Source organism: Lentzea sp. NPDC037011 (assembly GCF_055607425.1).
On sequence record NZ_JBVJRT010000006.1, the window covers coordinates 138,522 to 156,904 of the forward strand.

An 18,383-nucleotide genomic window follows, 5' to 3' on the forward strand; every position below is an offset into this window, starting at 1 on the left:
TCCCTTAGAGGGGGGTCACGTAGGCGCCGGAGATGCCGCCGTCCACGAGGAAGTTCGACGCGGTCATGAACGAGGAGTCGTCGGAGGCCAGGAACGCGACCGCCGCGGCGATCTCCTCGGGTTCGGCGAACCGGCCGAGCGGCACGTGGACGAGCCGGCGCGCGGCCCGTTCCGGGTCCTTCGCGAACAGCTCCCGCAGCAGGGGCGTGTTGACCGGGCCGGGAGAGAGCGCGTTCACGCGGATGCCCTCGCGTGCGAACTGCACGCCCAGCTCACGCGACATCGCGAGCACGCCGCCCTTCGACGCCGTGTAGGAGATCTGCGACGTCGCCGCGCCCATCGTCGCCACGAACGACGCCGTGTTGATGATGGAGCCCTTGCCGTTGGCCTGCATGTGCGGGATGGCGTACTTGCAGCACAGGTAGACCGACGTGAGGTTCACCTTCTGCACGCGTTCCCACGCCTCAAGTCCCGTCGTGAGGATCGAGTCGTCGTCGGGCGGCGAGATCCCGGCGTTGTTGAACGCGATGTCCAGCTTGCCGTACGTGTCCACTGTGGTCTGGAAGAGCGCCTTGACCTGCTCCTCGTCGGTCACGTCGACCTGGACGAACAGCCCGCCCACCTCGTCGGCCGCTGCCTTGCCGGTCGCCGGGTCGAGGTCGGCGACGACGACCTCCGCGCCCTCGCTCGCGAACCTGCGCGCGGTCGCGAGACCGATGCCGCTGCCGCCACCCGTCACGACGGCCACGCGGCCCTCGAGTCGCTGCACCATGTGTTGTTCTCCTGTCAGACGTGCCGGAAGTCAGGTGGCGATGAAGACGTTCTTGACCTCGGTGAAGGCGTCGAGCGCGTCGGGTCCGAGCTCACGGCCGAGCCCGGACTGCTTCACCCCGCCGAACGGCGTCCAGTAGCGGACGGACGAGTGCGAGTTCACCGACAGGGTGCCGGCCTCCACGGCCCGCGACACCCGGATCGCGCGGCCGACGTCGTTCGTCCAGATCGAACCGGACAGGCCGTACTCGGAGTCGTTCGCGATCCGAACCGCATCCTCCTCGTCGGTGAACGGCAGGACGACGACGACCGGCCCGAAGATCTCCTCGGTGACCGTGCGGTGGCCGTAGCCCGGCGTGAGGACCGTCGGCGGGAACCAGAAACCGGGACCGGCCGGGGCTTCGCCGCGGAACGCGACGTGCGTGTCGTCTGGCACGTAGGACGCCACCTTGCCGAGGTGCGCAGCGGAGATCAGCGGCCCCATCTCGGTCGCCTCGTCGCCCGGTGCGCCGACCTTCACGCCCTTGACCGCGGGCTCCAGCAGTTCCATGAACCGGTCGTAGGCGCTCGCCTGCACCAGAATCCGGGACCGGGCGCAGCAGTCCTGCCCGGCGTTGTCGAACACCCCGTACGGCGCGGTCGCGGCCGCCTTCTCCAGGTCGGAGTCCGCGAAGACGATGTTGGCCGACTTGCCGCCGAGCTCCAGCGTCACCCGCTTCACCTGGTCCGCGCAGCCGGCCATGATCTGCTTGCCCACCTGCGTGGAGCCGGTGAACACGACCTTGCGCACCAACGGGTGCGTGACGAACCGGGTGCCGACGACGCTGCCCTTGCCCGGCAGCACCTGGAAGACGCCCTCGGGCAGGCCCGCCTCCAGCGCGAGCTCGCCGAGCCGGATCGCGGTGAGCGGCGTGACCTCCGCGGGCTTGAGCACCACCGTGTTCCCCGCGGCGAGCGCGGGTGCGAAGCCCCAGCCGGCGATGGGCATCGGGAAGTTCCACGGCACGATCACGCCGACGACGCCGAGCGGTTCGTGGAACGTCACGTCCAGCCCGCCGGCGACCGGGATCTGCTTGCCGAACAACCGCTCCGGTGCCGCGGAGTAGTACTGCAGCACGTCGCGGACGTTGCCGGCCTCCCAGCGGGCGTTGCCGATGGTGTGCCCGGAGTTCTCGACCTCCAGCCGCGCCAGCTCCTCGACGTGCGCGTCGACGACCTCGGCGAACCGGCGCAGCAACCGCGCGCGGTCACCGGGGGCGACGGCGCGCCAGCCCTGGAACGCCTTGTGCGCCCGGCCGATCGCCGCGTCCGTGTCGCCGAGGGTGGTGTGCGGCACGGACCGCACAACCTCCTCGGTGGCCGGGTTGATGACGTCAAAGGTCACAGCGTTGCGCTCCTTGCCACGTCCACGAGTGCTTCGAACAGCCTCAGGTCCTCGATGTCCTGCTCCGGGTGCGACTGCACGCCGACGACGAACCGCGCGCCCTCCAGCTCCACGGCCTCGACCGTCCCGTCCGGGGCCAGCGCCGTGACCCGCAGGCCGTCGGCGACCCGGTCCAGCGCCTGGTGGTGGTGGCATTGCACGGTGGTCCGGTCGCCGAGGACCCGGTGCAGCGCGGTGCCCGGTTCGACCGCGACGTCGGTGTGCTCGAACACGCCGGGCGCCGGGTTGTGGCCCTCGACGTGCTGGTGCAGCGTGCCGCCGAGCGCCACGTTGAGCACCTGCATGCCGCGGCACACGCCCAGCACCGGCAGGTCGAGCTTCAGCGCCGCCTCGACCAGCGCGAACTCGGCCTCGTCGCGGTCGCGGCGCGGTGGCCCGGTGCGCGGGTCCGGTTCGGCACCGTAGGTGGCGGGGTCGACGTCGGCGCCGCCGGCGATCACCAGCGCGTCGAGGAACGCGACGCTCTGGGCGGTCCACGTGCCAACCGGCGGCAGCATCACCGGGTTGGCACCGGCCGCGACCACGCAGTCGAGGTAGCCGCGGTGGAGCACGGCGGCCTCCACGTCCCAGTGGCCGAACCGGGTGCGCTCCAGGTAGGTGCTGATGCCGACGAGGGGCTCAGAGGCGCTCAAAACCGCGCACCTTCTCCCAGTCGGTGACCGCCGCGTCGAACGCCTTCAGCTCCACCTTCGCGGCGTTGAGGTAGTGGTCGACCACCTCGGCGCCGAACGCGTCGCGGGCGAGCTCGCTGGCCGCCAGCAGGTCCGCCGCCTCGCGCAGGGTCGTCGGCACGGTCGGCCGGTCGGAGACGTAGGCGTTGCCGACGAACTCGTCCTCCAGCGGGAGCTTCCGCTCCACACCGCGCAGGCCCGCCGCGATCAACGCCGCCACCGCGAGGTAGGGGTTCACGTCACCGCCGGGCACGCGGTTCTCGAACCGCAGCGACTGGCCGTGGCCGACGACCCGCAACGCGCACGTGCGGTTGTCCCGGCCCCACGCCACCGCGGTCGGCGCGAACGAGCCCTCGACGTACCGCTTGTAGGAGTTGACGTTCGGGGCGAGGAAGTAGGTGAGCTCGCGCAGCGCGGCCAGCTGGCCCGCGAGGAAGTGCCGCATCAGCTCCGACATGCCGTGACCCTGCGCGAAGACCGGGTCGCCGTCCCGGGAGCGCAACGACAGGTGGATGTGGCACGAGTTGCCCTCGCGCTCGTTGTACTTCGCCATGAACGTGAGCGACTTGCCCTGCTGCGCGGCGATCTCCTTGGCGCCGTTCTTGTAGATGGCGTGCTGGTCGCACGTGCGCAGCGCCGTGGTGTAGCGGAAGGCGATCTCGTGCTGGCCGGGGTTGCACTCGCCCTTGGCGGACTCGACGACCATGCCCGCGCCCGTCATGCCGTTGCGGATGGCGCGCAGCAACGGTTCCACGCGCGCGGTGCCCAGCAACGAGTAGTCGACGTTGTACTGGTTGGAGGGCGTGAGGTTGCGGTAGCCGGAGTTCCAAGCCTGCTCGTAGGTGTCGTCGAAGACGATGAACTCCAGCTCGGTGCCGACGTGGGCCTCCAGGCCGAGTTCCGAGAGCCGGTCGAGCTGCCTGCGCAGGACCTGCCGCGGCGAGGCGACGACCGGGTCGCCGTTCTCCCACACCACGTCGCACATGATCAGCGCGGTGCCCTCCTGCCACGGCACCCGGCGCAGGGTGTCCACGTCCGGCTTCATCACGAAGTCGCCGTACCCGTGCTCCCAGCTCGACATCGCGAAGCCGCTGGCCGGGTTCATCTCGACGTCGACCGCCATGAGGTAGTTGCAGCCCTCCGCGGAGTGCCCGAGGACCTCGTCGAGGAAGTACCGCGCCGCGCACCGCTTGCCCTGCAGGCGCCCCTGCATGTCCACGATCGCGACGAGGACGGTGTCGATCTCCCCGGTGTCCACGGCCGCGCGCAACTCCTCGACGGTCAGCATTCCGCGTTCCTCCAAAGGTATGCATGCGAGCCATTGGCGGCATCATCTTGACACCGCCGGGTGATGAGCGCCACCCTCAACCACTGCTTAAAGGACTAATGGGAGTCCATATGGCCAAGCATGTCGAGTACGAGAAGGTGAGCAGCGACTACCTGGAGCACCGGCAGCTGAAGCGAGGGGCGGCGGGCTGGGTCCTGCTCGCCGGGCTGGGTGTCTCGTACGTGATCTCCGGTGACTTCGCCGGGTGGAACTTCGGCCTCGCGCAGGGCGGCTGGGGCGGGTTGCTCGTCGCCACCGTCCTGATGGCCACGATGTACACGTGCATGGTGTTCGGCCTGGCCGAGCTCGCCTCCGCACTCCCCGTCGCCGGTGCGGGCTACGGCTTCGCACGGCGCGCGCTCGGCCCGTTGGGCGGCTACGCAACGGGTATCGCGATCCTCATCGAGTACGCCATGGCGCCTGCGGCGATCTCGGTGTTCATCGGCGACTACGTCAAGGCGCTCGGCCTGCTCGACGCGACGTGGCCGGTGTACCTGGCGTGCTACGTGGTCTTCGTGGGCATCCACCTGTACGGCGTGGGCGAGGCGCTGCGGCTGATGTTCGTCATCACCGGTGTCGCCGTGGTCGCGCTGGTGGCGTTCGTGGCGGGCATGATCCCGAAGTTCGACTCCGCGAAGCTGTTCGACATCGGCGACGGCTCGTTCCTGCCGATGGGCGTCACGGGGGCGTGGGGCGCGATCGTGTTCGCGATCTGGTTCTTCCTGGCGGTGGAAGGGGTTCCGCTCGCCGCGGAGGAGGCCCGCGACCCCAAGCGCGACATGCCGCGCGGCATCATCGCCGCGATGATCGCGCTGCTGGTGTTCGCGGCGGCGATCCTGCTCGTCGCACCGGGCGGTGCGGGCGCGAACGCGCTGAAGGAGTCGGGCAACCCGTTGCCGGAGGCGGTGCGCGCGGCCTACGGCGGGGACACCTTCCTGGCACAGCTCGTGAACTACGTCGGCCTCGCCGGTCTGGTGGCGTCGTTCTTCTCGATCATCTACGCCTACTCGCGGCAGCTGTTCGCGTTGTCGCGCGCCGGGTACCTGCCGCGCTGGCTGTCGAAGACCGGCAGGCGCAAGACGCCGTACCTCGCGTTGATCGTGCCGGGCACCATCGGTTTCGTCCTGGCCACCACGATGAAGACGGTCGACCCGGTGAACGGCGGCGCGCGGATCATCAACATCGCGGTGTTCGGCGCGGCGCTGTCGTACGTGCTGATGATGGTGTCGCACATCGTCCTGCGGAAGACGGCACCGGACCTGCCGCGGCCCTACCGGACCCCCGGTGGCACCGCGACCACCGGTGTGGCGCTGGTGCTGGCGGTCGCGGCGGTCATCGCGACGTTCTTCGTGGACGAGGTCGCGGCGGGCGTCACCGCGGGCATCGTGCTGATCGCGGTGGCGTACTTCTGGTTCTACAGCCGGCACCACCTCGTGGCGAACGCGCCGGAGGAGGAGTTCGCCGCCATCGCCAAGGCGGAGGCGGAGCTGGATTAGGACTTGGGCCGGCCGCCGCGCGGTTTCGTGCGGCGGTCAGCCCTGCAGGTAGCGCACGATCGCGAGCACCCGCCTGCTGTAGGCGGCGCTGTCGGTGAGGCCGAGCTTCTCGAAGATCGCGTTGATGTGCTTCTCCACGGCGCTGCGCGAGATGCTGAGCGCTTGGCCGATGCCGGGGTTGCTGTGCCCCTGCGCCATCTTCTCCAGCACGTCGCGTTCTCGCGCGGTCAACCCGGCCAGCGGGTCGGCGTGCGCGCTGCGGGTGATCAGCGCGCGGACCACGTCCGGGTCGAACGCCTCGCCGCCGGCGGCCACCCGTTCCAGCGCGCCGAGGAACTCGCCGACGTCCATCACCCGGTCCTTGAGCAGGTACCCGACGCGGCCACCCCCGGTGGTGATCAGCTCGGTCGCGTAGCGCTTCTCGACGTACTGCGACAGCACCAGGACGGCGACCTCCGGCCAGCGCCGGCGGATCTCCAGCGCCGCCCGCAGCCCCTCGTCGGTGTGGCCGGGCGGCATCCGCACGTCGGTGAGCACCAGGTCGGGCCGGTGTTCCTCGGTCCGCTCCAGCAACGCGGTGGCGTCACCGACGGCGGCCACCACCTCGTGCCCCTCCTCGGCCAGCAACCGGACCAGGCCCTCGCGCAGCAGCGTCGAGTCCTCGGCGATCACGACGCGCACGGCAGCTCCGCGGTGATCACGGTCGGGCCACCGGGCGGACTGTCCACTGTGAACACGCCGTCCACCGCGGCCACCCGCCGCGCCAGTCCGGACAGCCCGCTGCCCGCCGGGTCGGCGCCACCCGCGCCGTCGTCCTCGATCCGCACGACGACCATGCTGCCCCGCCTGCTCACCGACAGGTCGATCCGGGTGGCGCCGGCGTGCTTGCCGACGTTGGTGACGGCCTCGGAGGCGACGAAGTACGCGGGCACCTCGACGGTGCCGGGAGGGCGTTCGGTGAGCGCGTAGCGCAGGCGCACCGGAACGCCGGCGCGTTCGGCCAGTGACTCCAGTGCCGCGTGCAGCCCGCCGCTGTCCAACCCGGCCGGGTACACCCGCCAGCTCACCTCGCGCAGCTCCAGCAGCACCCGTCCGGCCTCCGCGCGGGCCTGCTCCAGCAGTTCCGGCGCCTGGTCGGCACGGCGGCTCGCGCGGCCCAGCAGCACGCCCAGCGCGACCACCCGCTGCTGCACGCCGTCGTGCAGGTCGCGTTCGATGCGCCGGCGCTCCTCGGTGATCGCCTCGACCACCTCCGCGCGGCTCACGGTCAGCTCGGAGACCCTGCGCCGCAACACCTCCTGCGCGGTCGGGCCGAGGAAGTGGCGCGCCAGCCCGAGGTCGAGGCGCTCCACACCGAGCAGCGCCTGCACCGTCATGAACACCAGCAGCGTGCCGAACAGCACGAACGTGATCGGGTCGTACCAGCTCATCCGGCTCGGGCTGCCCGTGCCGAAGACCATCTGCCACACCATGACCGCGGCCGTGCCGGCACCGAGGACGATCAGCAGCAGCACGCCCGCGCCGAGCCCGCCGACGAGCCAGCGCACACCCAGGTACCGCAACGCCCGCCGGCCGGTGAAGTCCCCCGCGCTGCCCTGCCCGTGGAAGCGCTCGATCCGCCGGCCCTCGAACTCGGCGAGCACCCTGGCCGTCGTGAACACCGCTGGTCGCGCGGACCTCACCCCCAGCAGGGCCGCGGCGCAGACCACGAAGGCGAGCTCGGCGAACGCGGACGCTCCCCCGACCGCCAGCCCGGCCGTCCGGCGCGCGGCACGGCGCAGCAGCCCACCGCGGTCGAACAGCACCCCGGCAGCGTAGCCGTCACCGGGCACGCGCCGACCGCCGTTCCCGCAGGCGGATGACCACGAACCACCCGGCGGCCAGCACGACCGCCGCGAGCACGGCCTTCTGGAACACCCCGGCGTACTCGTCGACCAGGTACCAGTTCGCGCCGAGCAGGTACCCCGCGCCCACGAACACCGTGTTCCAGATCAGGCTGCCCAGCGTGGTCAGCAGCAGGAACTTCGCGAAGCCCATCCGCTCCACTCCCGCGGGCAGCGAGATGAAACTGCGGAACAACGGCACCATGCGCCCGAAGAAAACCGCTTTCGCGCCGTGTTCGGCGAACCACTTCTCGGTCCGGTCGAAATCGGAGACCTGCACGAGCGGGATCTTCGCGACGAGGGTGCGGGTGCGTTCGCGGCCGAGCAGCATTCCGGCGAGGTACACGACGACCGCGCCCACGACGGAGCCGACCGTGGTCCAGAAGAGCGCCTCCCCCAGGCTGAACACGCCCCTGGCCGCGGAGAAACCCGCCAGTGGCAGGACGATCTCGCTCGGGATGGGCGGGAAGAGGTTGTCCAAGCCGACCACCACGGCAGCGCCCACGCCGCCGAGCGACTCCATCAGGCCCACGGCCCACCCGGCGAGTCCGCCGACCGGTTCGTGGGCGGTGGGCGCGACAACTGAGAACATCGAACTCCCCCAATTCCTTTTCGGTGAGCTCGATCTTTTCAACTCCTTTTTCCGGTCACCATGAGGAAGACCGTTCGTTTTGTGGTGCTCGTCCGCAGCTGCGGAACTGCGGAGGACCACACCCCCGTCCGGACCAGCACCACCTCGTTTCGAGCCGGTCGTGGCAGGATCGGGCCCGTGAGTGACATTCAACGTGTGGGAGTCGTCGGTTCCGGCCTCATGGGCTCCGGGATCGCCGAGGTGAGCGCTCGTGCGGGGCTCGACGTCATCGTCGTCGAGGTCAACGCGGGTGCGGCCGAGGCAGCGCAGGGGCGGATCGCCTCGTCGCTGGCCAGGGGCGTGAAGTCGGGCAAGCTGACCGAGGACGACCGGGCTGCCGCGCTGGGGCGGATCCGGTTCACCACGGACATCGGCGACTTCGCCGACCGGCAGTTCGTGGTCGAGGCGGTCGCGGAGAACGAGCAGGTCAAGACCGAGGTCTTCGCCGCGCTCGACAAGGTCGTGACGGACGAGGACGCGATCTTCGCCTCCAACACGTCATCGATCCCGATCATGAAGCTCGGCATGGCCACCAACCGGCCGGAGCACGTCATCGGCGTGCACTTCTTCAACCCGGTGCCGGTGCTGAAGCTCGTCGAGATCGTGCCGTCGCTGCTGACCGGCGCCGCCACGCAGGAGCGCGCCGAGGCGTTCGTGCGCGGCACCCTGCACAAGGAGGTCATCCGCTCGCAGGACCGCGCCGGCTTCGTGGTCAACGCGCTGCTGATCCCCTACCTGCTCTCCTCGATCCGCATGCTGGAGTCCGGGTTCGCCTCGGCCGACGACATCGACAACGGCATGGTGCTCGGCTGCGCCCACCCGATGGGGCCGCTGCGGCTGACCGACCTGATCGGCCTCGACACCACGAAGGCCATCGCCGAGTCGATGTACGAGGAGTTCAAGGAGCCGCTGTACTCGCCGCCGCCGCTGCTGCTGCGCATGGTGGACGCGGGTCTGCTGGGCAAGAAGTCCGGCCGCGGGTTCCACAACTACGCCCGGTAGAACGCACGCGGGGACCTTTCGTACCCTCTGAGAGTACGAAAGGTCCCCGCGTGCGTTCGCAGGCAGGGGGCGGGGTGCCGGTGTTGCGGAGGCCGGGCCGGGCTTGGCGTCTTCCGCGCTGACGAGCTGACCCTCAGGCCGGTGCCAGGCGGTTCATCGAGTGCTGGATCAGGCCGACCAGCACCGCCTTCGACGACTCGCGGTCGCGGGCGTCGCACAGCAGCACCGGGATCGCGTCGTCGAGGTCGAGGGCGTGGCGCACCTCGTCCACGGTGTAGAGCTGCCCGCCGTCGAAGCAGTTGACCGCCACGATGAACGGGATGCCGCGGTGCTCGAAGAAGTCGATGGACGGGAACGACGAGTCGAGCCGACGGGTGTCGACCAGCACGACGGCGCCGATCGCCCCGTGGGCCAGCTCGTCCCACATGAACCAGAACCTGTTCTGGCCGGGCGTCCCGAACAGGTAGAGCACCACGCTCGCGTTGATCGTGATGCGGCCGAAGTCGAGCGCCACCGTCGTGGTGTTCTTGCCCTCGATGCCGGCCAGGTCGTCGACGTGCACACCGGCCTCGGTGAGCAGCTCCTCGGTCTTCAGCGGCGGGATCTCGGAGACCGACGAGACCATGGTGGTCTTGCCGGTGCCGAAACCGCCCGCGATGACGATCTTGACCGAGGTCGGCACGGTCAGCTGGTCGTCAGATCCCACGAACACCATCCAGTACGGCCTGCAGGAGATCCCGGTCGGGAACTCGCGGTGCGGAGTTCTGCACGATCACGTCGCCGCGCTCGATGAGGTCCGAGAGCAGCACCTTGACCACGACGAGCGGGACGTCGAGGTAGGCGGCCACCTCGGCGACCGACAGCGGGCGCACGCACAACGACATGATCTCGCGATGCTCGACCGTCAGCGACGTCTGGTCGGACGCAAACGAGGACGTGCGGACCTGCGTCACGAGGTGCAGGTCCGGCGCGTTCGGCCGGGTGCGGCCGCGCACCATGGCGTAGGGCCGCACCAGCGGCCCCGCGGCCTCGTCGTACCACCAGTCCTCGCGGGAGGACATCAGCGGGACTCTCGTGCCGAGGGCACGGGCGCCGTTTCTGCGCGGGGGGCCGACGAGAGGTACGTGCCCACCCGTTTCACCAGCATGTTCATCTCGTAGGCGATCATGCCCATGTCCGCGTCCTCCTCGCCGAGCAGCGCGAGGCACGCACCGTGCCCCGCCGCCGTGACGAACAGGTAGGCGTGCTCCATCTCGACGATGGTCTGCCGCACCGCGCCACCGCCGAAGTGGCGCCCGGTGCCGCGGGCGAGCGACTGGAACGCCGACGCCATCGCCGACAGGTGCTCCGAGTCGTCGCGGGAGAGCCCGGCCGAACGGCCGAGCAGGAGTCCGTCGGCGGACAGCACCACCGCGTGCCGCGCGCCGACCACCCGCTGGATCAGGTCCTCCAGCAGCCAGTTGAGCTCACCGTGCTGGCTGGTCTTGTCCTTCATGACGAGGGGGCTCCTTCTGATCTCCAGTCGTCGGTCAGCCGGGCGTCACGGGTGCCGCGCTGGAACGCGGCGAGCCCGTCACGGGTCCGCTCGGCCGACCTTTCGCCGGTCACCGGCTCAGCATGCGGCACCTCGCCCGGTTGCACGAGCTGCGGCGCCAGGTTCTGCCGCTTCTTCCTGCGGGGAAGCGCAGGCTTCCCGTCCGGGGCCGGTTCCGGGGTACCCGGTTGCGGCGCCGTCTGTTCCGGCGCCACCGGACCACCCGCTTCGGGAACGGACGGGACGGGCCGCGGGTTCACGAGCGCCTCCGCCACCTCGTCCGGCGCCGCCGCGCTCACCGTCCTCTGCGGCAGCCTGACCGGGAAGCTCGGGTGTTCCTCGGCGTGGCCGTGGTGCTGGTCGTGGAACGACCGCACCGGCATCTGCGTGGTCTCGCTGATGTCGCCCGCGGTGTTGTGCGGCGCCACCAGCTGCGGCGGCAGCACGCACAGCGCGACCGTGCCGCCGTAGGGCGAGTCGCGCAGCTCCACCTTGATGCCGCGGCGGGCCGCGAGCCGGGCGACGACGAAGAGGCCCAGCCGCGACTCGCCGCGGAACGCCATGGTCTCGAAGTCCGGCGGGTTGGAGAGCTTCGCGTTGGCCTGCAGGCGTTCTTCCCGCGTCATGCCGAGCCCGTGGTCCTCGATCTCGATCACGATGCCGTGCGGCGCGGCGTTCGAGTGGACGACGACCTCGGAGCGCGGCGAGGAGAACGCCGTGGCGTTGTCGACGAGCTCGGCGAGCAGGTGGATGGTGTCGGCGACGGCCACGCCCACGAGCGCGCGGTCGGGCACCGGGTTGACCTTGACCCGGACGTACTGCTCGGTCTCGGCGACGGCGGCGCGCAGGACGTCGCTCAGCCGCACCGGCTTGCGCCACTGCCTGCCGGGCTGCTCACCGGCGAGGATGATCAGGTTCTCGGCGTTGCGGCGGGCGCGGGTGGCGAGGTGGTCGAGCTGGAACAGCGAGTCGAGCTGGTCCGGGTTCTCCTCCTCGCGCTCCAGCTTGTCGAGGATCTTGAGCTGGCGGTGCACGAGCCCCTGGTTGCGGTGCGCGATGTCGAGGAACACCCGGTTCACGCCCTCGCGGGCCTGCGTCTCCTTCACCGCGGCCGCGACCGCCGTGTACTGGGCGGTGTTGAACGCGTCAGCGACCTGGCCGATCTCGTCGTTGCCGTAGTCCAGCGGCGGCATGTCGCGGTGGACGTCGACCTGCTCGCCCCCGCGCAGGCGGGCCACGATGTGCGGCAGCCGTTCCTGCGCGAGCCGCAGCGTGTCCTCCCGCAGCGAGGCGAGCCGCGTGACCAGCGCCCGGCTCACCAGCCGGTGGGAGATGCGCAGCGCGAGCACGATGCCGACGACGACCGCGAGCAACGCGACCAGGCTGCCGACGAGCACGGCGGTCAACCGGTTGCCGGCCTTCTCCAGCCCCAGGTTCGTGGCGTCCTCCGCCTGCCGGACGGCGATGGCGACGAGCCGCTCGTGCACCGGACCGGCAGCGGCCCGCCACTGCTGGTCGCTGACGGCGGTGTCGCCGTTGATGATGCGGCCCTCGAGGTCGGTCAGCGCGCGGTACTCGGAGCTGGTGCGCAGCGCGTCGTACTGCAGGCGGGGCTGCTCCAGCGCGAACGGGATCGTGGCGTCGACACCGGAGTGGTAGGCGCCGACCAGGCGGGCGAACTCCACGCGCTCCGCGGGGGTGAACGACCGGTTGAGCAGGCCGCGGGAGCCGACGGTGGCGGCGCGGGACATCCAGTCGGCGGACTGGAAGATCGTGACGGCCTGCACGGTGGACTGGCCGGCCTCGGCGTCGGGCACCTGCCGCGCCTGCCGGGAGAACAGCGCGACGCCCGCGTCGACGAGACCGTTGTAGTAGTCGTAGACCTCCTGCGGGTTGCCGGTGCCCGACTCGACCCGCGAGCGGTGCTGCCCGAGCTCGTCCAGCGCGGTGGTGAGCGCGGTGACCCGGTCGATGACGTCCTGCGGCGCGCCGTCGGTCAGGTCCGCGAACGCCGCTTTCATCCTGGTGACGGACTCGTCGGTCTCGGCCTGCTGCTGCCGCAGCGCGCTCGCGTCGGTGCCGCCGGCCTTGCTGAGCAGCACGAGGCTCAGCCGGCGTTCCTGCTGGAGGCCGACGAACGCCTGCACGGACGGGATCGTCACGTCCTTCACCTCGGCTGCGGCGGAGCGCATGTGGAAACCGTCGAAAACGGTGTACGAGGAGAAGACCGCCCACATGACCAGCAGGACGACGCTGGGAACGACGACCACTCCGGCCAACCGCGACCTAATGGTCCGGTAGTCGGTCGGTGCGTAGCCGCTCTTCTCGTTCACAGCGCTCTTCGTCTCCATGTGTCCCACGGCTAGCGCTGCGGGTTATCCACGTCACTCCTTCGGCTGCAAAATGGTAACAAGAAAAGATCTTCGTCACCGAATGGCAGCGATCACCTGCTGTACGCGGTCAGCAGGCTACCCAGTCAGGTGACTGCCGCAACACCCAGTCCGGGGGTTCTTGCCCTGCGAGAACCCCCGGACGGCCTAGTTCTACGGGCGGGTCACGGAGACCACGTCGTAGGTGGTCTCCGGCGTGGGCAGGGTCGTGAACCGGGCGTTCGGCAGGTACAGGCGCTTTCCGAACGCGGCCACCGTGGTCGGCACGTCGAACCGCGCGTCAGTTCGTTCCGCGGCCAGCGTCGCGCCATCACGGCTGAGCGTGTAGCGCGCGACTTTGTTCAAGCGGTTTTGCACCACGTACAACTGACGTCCCTCACGCAACAGACCGTCACCATTGGTGAGTGTTTGACCGTTCAAATCGATGCCGGTGGTCTTACCGGTGCGCGGGTCGACGCGGAACAGCATTCCGGTGTTGCTCTGGACGACGATCAGGCCGCCGTCGAGTCCGGTCACGATGCCGTTCAGGTTCGTCGCGCCGGGGGTGACGACGAGGTCACCGGTGAGGTCGAGCGTCGAGTGCGGCGTGAGGCTCAGCGGCACCTGGTACAGCACCGCCTTGCGCGAGTCGGTGAACCACGCCGACTTGTCCGTGAGTATGACGTCGTTGACGAACGTGTCCGCGGTGGCGAACTGGAACTTCGCCAGCAGCGCACCCGTGCGCGTGTCGTAGACCCGTGCGTCGCCACCGGCACCGCCCGCGACCCACAGCCGTTTGCGCTCGTCGACCTTCATGCCGAGCGAGGGCGTGCCGGGTCCCTTGGCCAGCACCGCGCCCTTGCCGGTCCGCAGGTCGGCCGCGTAGATGGAGCCGTCGGCCCGCGAACCGAAGTAGGCGGTGGTCCCGGCGATCGCGATGCCCTCGGGCTGCCACCCGGCGGGCAGGGAGAACTCCGCCGGGAACCGCCCGTGCTGCCCGGACGCGTCTGCGGTGGCCGGCGCGGCAGCGGTGAGCGTGACGCCCAGAACCGCCGCGAACAGGACACCGAATCTGCGGTACATGCCGCCTCCTGGAGTCGGGGTGGGGTGCGTCCCGATCCTGTCGCAGGTCAGCAGCTGATCCGGACTTTTCTCAGCAACCCGACATCAACGCTGGTGGGGCGTGCTTCACAGCTCCGCCGCCGCCTCCGCGATCAGCTCCAGCGACTCGCCCTCCCCCAGCGCGAGGTCGCTCACCGCCCCGAACCTCCGCGCACACCCCTCGGTCTGCACGGGGTCCTCGACGTACGTCCCCTGGACGAACGTCTCGAAGTACGCCACGTCGTTGTGCTGGCGGTGCGCGAAGCTGAGCAACGTGAACGGCGTGCCCATCGCCGGGTGTGCGCCCGCGCTGTGCGGCACGATCCGCAGCGACACCCCGTCCAGCTCGCTCAGCTCCATCAGGTGCAGCAGCTGCGCCTTCATCACCCGCGGGCCGCCGACCACGGGCCGCAGCACCGGTTCGGCGAGGACCGCCTGCACCCGCAACGGGTCGCGGCCACCGACGCGGCTCGTCCACGCCTCCCGCGCCGCCGCCTGGTGCTCGGCGCGCGGCGGGTCGTGGTGCAGCACGGCCCTCGCGTAGTCGGCGAGCTGGAACAGGGGTGGGACGAGGTCCGTCGTGAACGTCCGCAACACCGTTGCCTCGAACACAAGATTCGCGAAGTCGGCGGCCGGGTCGAACAACGGCGCATTGTCGAGCGCGCGCACCTGTTCCGCATACTGCGCCTGTCGCACCACGGCCTGCCATTCCTCGGACGGCAGTTGGTACACGTATCCGAGCGCCATGATGTCGAGCACCGCGGAGGGCTGCACGGCGTTCTCCATCATCGACAGCTTGGCGCTGCTGAAGCCCACCCGCTGCCCGGCCTCGGTCAGGCTGAGCTGCCGCTCGTCCCGCCACCCTGCCAGGCGCCGGCCGATGGCGCGTTCGAGGGTCGTGGCCCGGAAATCCTTCGGCATGCCGCGAAGGATAAGACCGAATCGGATTCCCGAATGGGCCACCCGCTGTGGACAACCGTTAAATGGCCGACCTGTTCCTTCACTGATGAGCAATGCCGTTAGATCGCGTCGAAAGACATTTAACTCGCATGGCGTTTTGCGCGCGCATGGGCACGCACGAGGTCATGGAAGCGGAACGCGTCGTCGCCCACTTCGGTCAGCAATGCCTTCTCGACGAGGTCGTCCAGCGCGTCCTCGACGTCGCACTCGGACTCGCCGGCGATCGCCGCCGCCTCGGGCACGTCGAAGTGGGCGCCGGGGTGCCACGCGCACAGCCGGTACAGGCGGGCCTGCCGTTCCGGGAGCTCCACGTAGGACAGGTCGAGCAGGGGCGGGAGGCTGCCGTCCTCGTCGGTCAGCGGGTCGAGCTCGACCACGGGCGCGTCGAGGTCCAGCGGTGCGCGGCTCGTCACGAGGACCGTGCCGCGGGCGGGCAGGAACGGCCGCACCTGCTCGGCGCTGCTCGCGTTGTCCAGCAGCAGGGTGATCCTCTGCCGCAGCACGATCGACCGGAACGCCGCCGCGCGGTCGGCGCGGTCGACGTGGGTGAGCCGCAGTGCGCGCAGCAGGCGGCCGAGCCGGACCTCGACCGGTTCGCGCACGGTCAGGTCGACGTGCAGCTGGTCGCCGCTGCCGCGGTCGCGCAGCCACTTCAGGGCCAGCGCGGTCTTGCCCACGCCGGCAGGGCCGCTGATGACCGTCACCCCGTTGGGCCGCAACTGTTCGAGTTCTCCCGCGCGCCCGACGAAGTGCTTCGGCGGCGCCGGTGGCCGCAACTGCGCCGGAATGCCGTGCGAACCGCGGGAACGAACCTCGCCGGCAGCGTTCCTACCAGCCACAACGTCACTCATCACCGGTAACCTCCCCGAGTAGGTGAAGCTACGGTCTTTCGCACCGCTTACATCAGACGGCCATCGAGTGATCGCACGCGAGCGCGGCGCCGGAGGCGGAGGTCGCGGTCTTGACCTGGCGGCCGTTGATGATGATCTTGCAGGTCAGCTCGCCCCGCACGCCCTCCAGCCGCACCACGAACCGGCCCTTGCGCGCTCCCCTGCGCTGCCACGGCACGTCCGGGTTCTTGAGGGTGCGCTCGTCCTCGCCGGGGAACATGTACGTGAGCTGGTCGGCGGTTCCCGTCCCCTCCACGACCAGCCGGGCGTCGGTGGTGGCCGAGCAGCCGCTCATCAGCACCAGCACGGCGACCACGACGATCCTCATGTCCGGGAACGGTAGGAAACGCGGGTGTCCGGCGGCATCAGCCTGAAGGCTCGACCGGGATCAGCCGTCAGACTGACAACGCGACACGGGTTCTAGTGCGTTTGCAGTGCCAGGAACAGGTCTACGCGGGACTCGAACTCGGTCAGGTCGACGCCGAGCAGCTCCTCCACCCGGCCCACCCGGTACCGCAGCGTGTTGACGTGCACGTGCAGCTTCTGCGCCGCCGTCGTCCACGAACCGCCGCAGCCGAGGAACACCCGCAGCGTCCCGGCCAGGTCGGACCCGTGCTCGGCGTCGTAGTCGAGCACCGGGCCGAGGAGCCTGCGCCGCAACGAGGACCGCAGCTCCTCGGGCACCCCGGCGAGCAGCAGCTGGTGCAGGGCGATCTCCTCGCCCGCCACCACGCACGTGCGGCCGCCGCGCCGTTCGCCGAGCCGGCGGGCGTGGGTCGCCTCCTCGGCCGCGCCGCGCAGGCCTCGTGCGGTGACCGGGGAGCTGATGCCGACGAGCACGCGGGACGAGCCGAGGCCGGGTTCCACGACCCTCAGCGCCTCGCGCACCTCGGCGGGCACCGAGTCATCGGCTTTCGCGACGGCGTAGACGGTGTCGCCGACCGGGGTGACGAGCGCCTGCGGCAGCGCCTCCTCCAGCACGGCGGCGGCGAGGTCGGCGCGCTGGTCCCCGGTGACCGCGCACAGGACGCGCAGCGGGGTGTTCTCCAGACCGGCGGCGGCGAGGCGGGAGTCGAGGTCGGGTGCGCCGGTGAGCACGGCGGTCAGCAGCGGTGCCGCGGTGCGGTTCTCGATCCGGCGGCCCTGGGCCTGGCGCAGGCGTTCGAGTGCGACGAGCGAGGCGAGCTCGGCGGCGGCCTCCGGCTGCGGTTCGCCGGCGACGACGAGGATCCAGCTGGTGAGCCGGGTGCCGCCGCGTTCGGAGACGGGCACGAGCGTGGTGCCCCTGACCGCCTTCGGCAGCCGGTCGGCCTGCAGGAACTCCTTCACCAGCGCCACCCGGTCCGGCAGCTCGCCGCCCGCGACGACCCGGCCGGTCGTGGACAGCACCCAGCAGCGGGCGCGGAGCTCGTGGCTGCCCGCGGTCAGCAGCGCGGGCAGTCCGGCGCCCTCCGCGACGACGTTCAGCAGGCGCCGGTGGCGGCTCAGGCCGACGAGCTCCGTCGACACGCGTTCGGTGATCGTCGCGAACGACAGGTCGACGGGGACCTCCAGCAACGGCACGCGGTGGCGTTCGCAGGCGGTCACGAGGTCGGCGGGCAGCTGCCTGTCCTCGGTCTCGCTGGCGGCGAGGCCGGCGACGTCCGCGGCGGCCAGTGAGCGGACGAACGTCTCGGAGTCGCGCGGGCCGTGGTGCCACAGCAGCCCGGACAGCACCAGCTCACCGCCGGAGAGGTACCGGCTGGGGTCGGGCAGCTCCGTTCCGTACACGCGGGTGACCGCGCGGTCGAGCTGGTCCGCACCGGTCCGCAGGCTCAGCCGCAGTTCCGTCATGCCGAGCAACGTCCGCAGCAGCAACATGGGGTGTCACTCTCGTCCATCCGGGTTTGTAGGAAAGCACAAATTCGTTACCTCCAGGAGTCCTCGGATTCATGTGCCACGCCGTAGCTGCCTGTACCACTGAGTCTGTGTACTGGCTCACAACCGGAGGGGAGGGCGAGTGACGATCTCCACGCACGTGCTGGACGCGGCCCGCGGAAGGCCGTTCGCCGGCATCGCCGTGTCGCTGCAGCGCCGAGACGGGACCGAGGTGGCCGCCGCCGAGACGAACGCGGACGGCCGGGTCACCGGGTGGGGTGACGGCCTGGAGGCCGGGGTGTACCGGCTGGTGTTCGACACGGCGCAGGCCGCGCCGTTCTTCCCCGAGGTCGTGCTCACGTTCGACTACTCCGACCCGGCGCAGCACTACCACGTGCCGCTGCTCCTCTCGCCGTTCGCCTACTCCACCTACCGAGGTAGCTGACG

19 protein-coding genes are annotated in these 18,383 nt (G+C 70.4%); 3 read left to right on the top strand and 16 right to left on the bottom strand.

Annotated elements, in window-relative coordinates:
• Positions 1–4: 4 nt before the first annotated feature.
• Genes ACZ7CH_RS19805 through ACZ7CH_RS19820 form a run of 4 tightly spaced genes read right to left on the bottom strand, consistent with a single transcriptional unit; the run spans position 5 to position 4,174 of the window.
• Positions 5–772, bottom strand: a complete 768-nt coding sequence (locus ACZ7CH_RS19805; protein WP_360391640.1) for a 3-oxoacyl-ACP reductase — start codon at positions 770–772, stop codon at positions 5–7.
• Positions 773–802: 30 nt separating this feature from the next.
• Positions 803–2,155 (bottom strand): aldehyde dehydrogenase family protein, encoded by a 1,353-nt coding sequence (locus ACZ7CH_RS19810; protein WP_360391642.1) that lies wholly within the window; start codon positions 2,153–2,155, stop codon positions 803–805.
• The gene (locus tag ACZ7CH_RS19815; RefSeq protein WP_360391645.1) at positions 2,152–2,847 is read right to left on the bottom strand and encodes a gamma-glutamyl-gamma-aminobutyrate hydrolase family protein; all 696 of its coding nucleotides are present in this window, start codon (positions 2,845–2,847) and stop codon (positions 2,152–2,154) included. The genes ACZ7CH_RS19810 and ACZ7CH_RS19815 overlap by 4 nt, the downstream gene beginning before the upstream one ends.
• Positions 2,834–4,174, bottom strand: a complete 1,341-nt coding sequence (locus ACZ7CH_RS19820; RefSeq protein WP_360391648.1) for a glutamine synthetase family protein — start codon at positions 4,172–4,174, stop codon at positions 2,834–2,836. The genes ACZ7CH_RS19815 and ACZ7CH_RS19820 overlap by 14 nt, the downstream gene beginning before the upstream one ends.
• Positions 4,175–4,284: 110 nt before the next feature.
• Between ACZ7CH_RS19820 and eat the strand changes: the two genes are divergently transcribed.
• Positions 4,285–5,709, top strand: coding sequence for an ethanolamine permease (eat, locus tag ACZ7CH_RS19825; protein WP_470374503.1), 1,425 nt, complete (start codon positions 4,285–4,287; stop codon positions 5,707–5,709).
• A gap of 36 nt (positions 5,710–5,745) precedes the next feature.
• Here eat and ACZ7CH_RS19830 read toward each other — a convergent pair whose 3' ends face one another.
• The 3 genes from ACZ7CH_RS19830 to ACZ7CH_RS19840 are packed head-to-tail and all read right to left on the bottom strand — an operon-like array spanning position 5,746 to position 8,184.
• Entirely contained in the window at positions 5,746–6,390 is a 645-nt protein-coding gene (locus tag ACZ7CH_RS19830; protein WP_360391653.1) for a response regulator transcription factor, read from the bottom strand.
• Positions 6,378–7,514, bottom strand: coding sequence for a sensor histidine kinase (locus ACZ7CH_RS19835; protein WP_470374504.1), 1,137 nt, complete (start codon positions 7,512–7,514; stop codon positions 6,378–6,380). Before ACZ7CH_RS19835 ends, ACZ7CH_RS19830 begins: the two co-directional genes overlap by 13 nt.
• 16 nt (positions 7,515–7,530) lie before the next feature.
• Positions 7,531–8,184 carry a DedA family protein gene (locus tag ACZ7CH_RS19840; protein ID WP_458431152.1) on the bottom strand — a complete coding sequence of 218 codons (654 nt, stop codon included), beginning with the start codon at positions 8,182–8,184 and terminating at the stop codon, positions 7,531–7,533.
• Between the two features lie 177 nt (positions 8,185–8,361).
• Here ACZ7CH_RS19840 and ACZ7CH_RS19845 point away from each other — a divergent pair, with 177 nt between their 5' ends.
• On the top strand, positions 8,362–9,225 hold the full coding sequence (locus tag ACZ7CH_RS19845; RefSeq protein ID WP_360391660.1) for a 3-hydroxybutyryl-CoA dehydrogenase: 864 nt from the start codon (positions 8,362–8,364) through the stop codon (positions 9,223–9,225).
• Positions 9,226–9,358: 133 nt separating this feature from the next.
• Here ACZ7CH_RS19845 and ACZ7CH_RS19850 read toward each other — a convergent pair whose 3' ends face one another.
• The 9 genes from ACZ7CH_RS19850 to ACZ7CH_RS19890 all read right to left on the bottom strand — a co-directional run bounded on the left by ACZ7CH_RS19850 (position 9,359) and on the right by ACZ7CH_RS19890 (position 17,939).
• Entirely contained in the window at positions 9,359–9,940 is a 582-nt protein-coding gene (locus tag ACZ7CH_RS19850) for a GTP-binding protein (RefSeq protein WP_458431151.1), read from the bottom strand.
• On the bottom strand, positions 9,921–10,286 hold the full coding sequence (locus tag ACZ7CH_RS19855; protein WP_360391665.1) for a DUF742 domain-containing protein: 366 nt from the start codon (positions 10,284–10,286) through the stop codon (positions 9,921–9,923). Before ACZ7CH_RS19855 ends, ACZ7CH_RS19850 begins: the two co-directional genes overlap by 20 nt.
• Positions 10,286–10,720: a roadblock/LC7 domain-containing protein gene (locus ACZ7CH_RS19860; protein ID WP_360391668.1), complete on the bottom strand. Its 435-nt coding sequence runs from the start codon at positions 10,718–10,720 to the stop codon at positions 10,286–10,288. The genes ACZ7CH_RS19855 and ACZ7CH_RS19860 overlap by 1 nt, the downstream gene beginning before the upstream one ends.
• Positions 10,717–13,092 carry a sensor histidine kinase gene (locus ACZ7CH_RS19865; protein ID WP_470374505.1) on the bottom strand — a complete coding sequence of 792 codons (2,376 nt, stop codon included), beginning with the start codon at positions 13,090–13,092 and terminating at the stop codon, positions 10,717–10,719. The genes ACZ7CH_RS19860 and ACZ7CH_RS19865 overlap by 4 nt, the downstream gene beginning before the upstream one ends.
• A gap of 210 nt (positions 13,093–13,302) precedes the next feature.
• On the bottom strand, positions 13,303–14,211 hold the full coding sequence (locus ACZ7CH_RS19870) for an NHL repeat-containing protein (RefSeq protein ID WP_470374506.1): 909 nt from the start codon (positions 14,209–14,211) through the stop codon (positions 13,303–13,305).
• Between the two features lie 105 nt (positions 14,212–14,316).
• A complete protein-coding gene (locus tag ACZ7CH_RS19875) occupies positions 14,317–15,150 on the bottom strand; it encodes a helix-turn-helix transcriptional regulator (protein ID WP_360391676.1) in 834 nt (277 codons plus the stop codon).
• Between the two features lie 119 nt (positions 15,151–15,269).
• On the bottom strand, positions 15,270–16,040 hold the full coding sequence (locus ACZ7CH_RS19880; RefSeq protein ID WP_360391679.1) for a hypothetical protein: 771 nt from the start codon (positions 16,038–16,040) through the stop codon (positions 15,270–15,272).
• 52 nt (positions 16,041–16,092) lie between these two features.
• Positions 16,093–16,407: a hypothetical protein gene (locus tag ACZ7CH_RS19885; RefSeq protein ID WP_360391682.1), complete on the bottom strand. Its 315-nt coding sequence runs from the start codon at positions 16,405–16,407 to the stop codon at positions 16,093–16,095.
• Positions 16,408–16,499: 92 nt separating this feature from the next.
• Positions 16,500–17,939: a PucR family transcriptional regulator gene (locus ACZ7CH_RS19890; protein ID WP_470374507.1), complete on the bottom strand. Its 1,440-nt coding sequence runs from the start codon at positions 17,937–17,939 to the stop codon at positions 16,500–16,502.
• A 139-nt stretch (positions 17,940–18,078) separates the two neighbouring features.
• On the opposite strand from ACZ7CH_RS19890, the gene uraH reads away from it, so the two are divergent.
• Positions 18,079–18,381 (top strand): hydroxyisourate hydrolase, encoded by a 303-nt coding sequence (gene uraH, locus ACZ7CH_RS19895; RefSeq protein WP_360391687.1) that lies wholly within the window; start codon positions 18,079–18,081, stop codon positions 18,379–18,381.
• Positions 18,382–18,383: the final 2 nt, after the last annotated feature.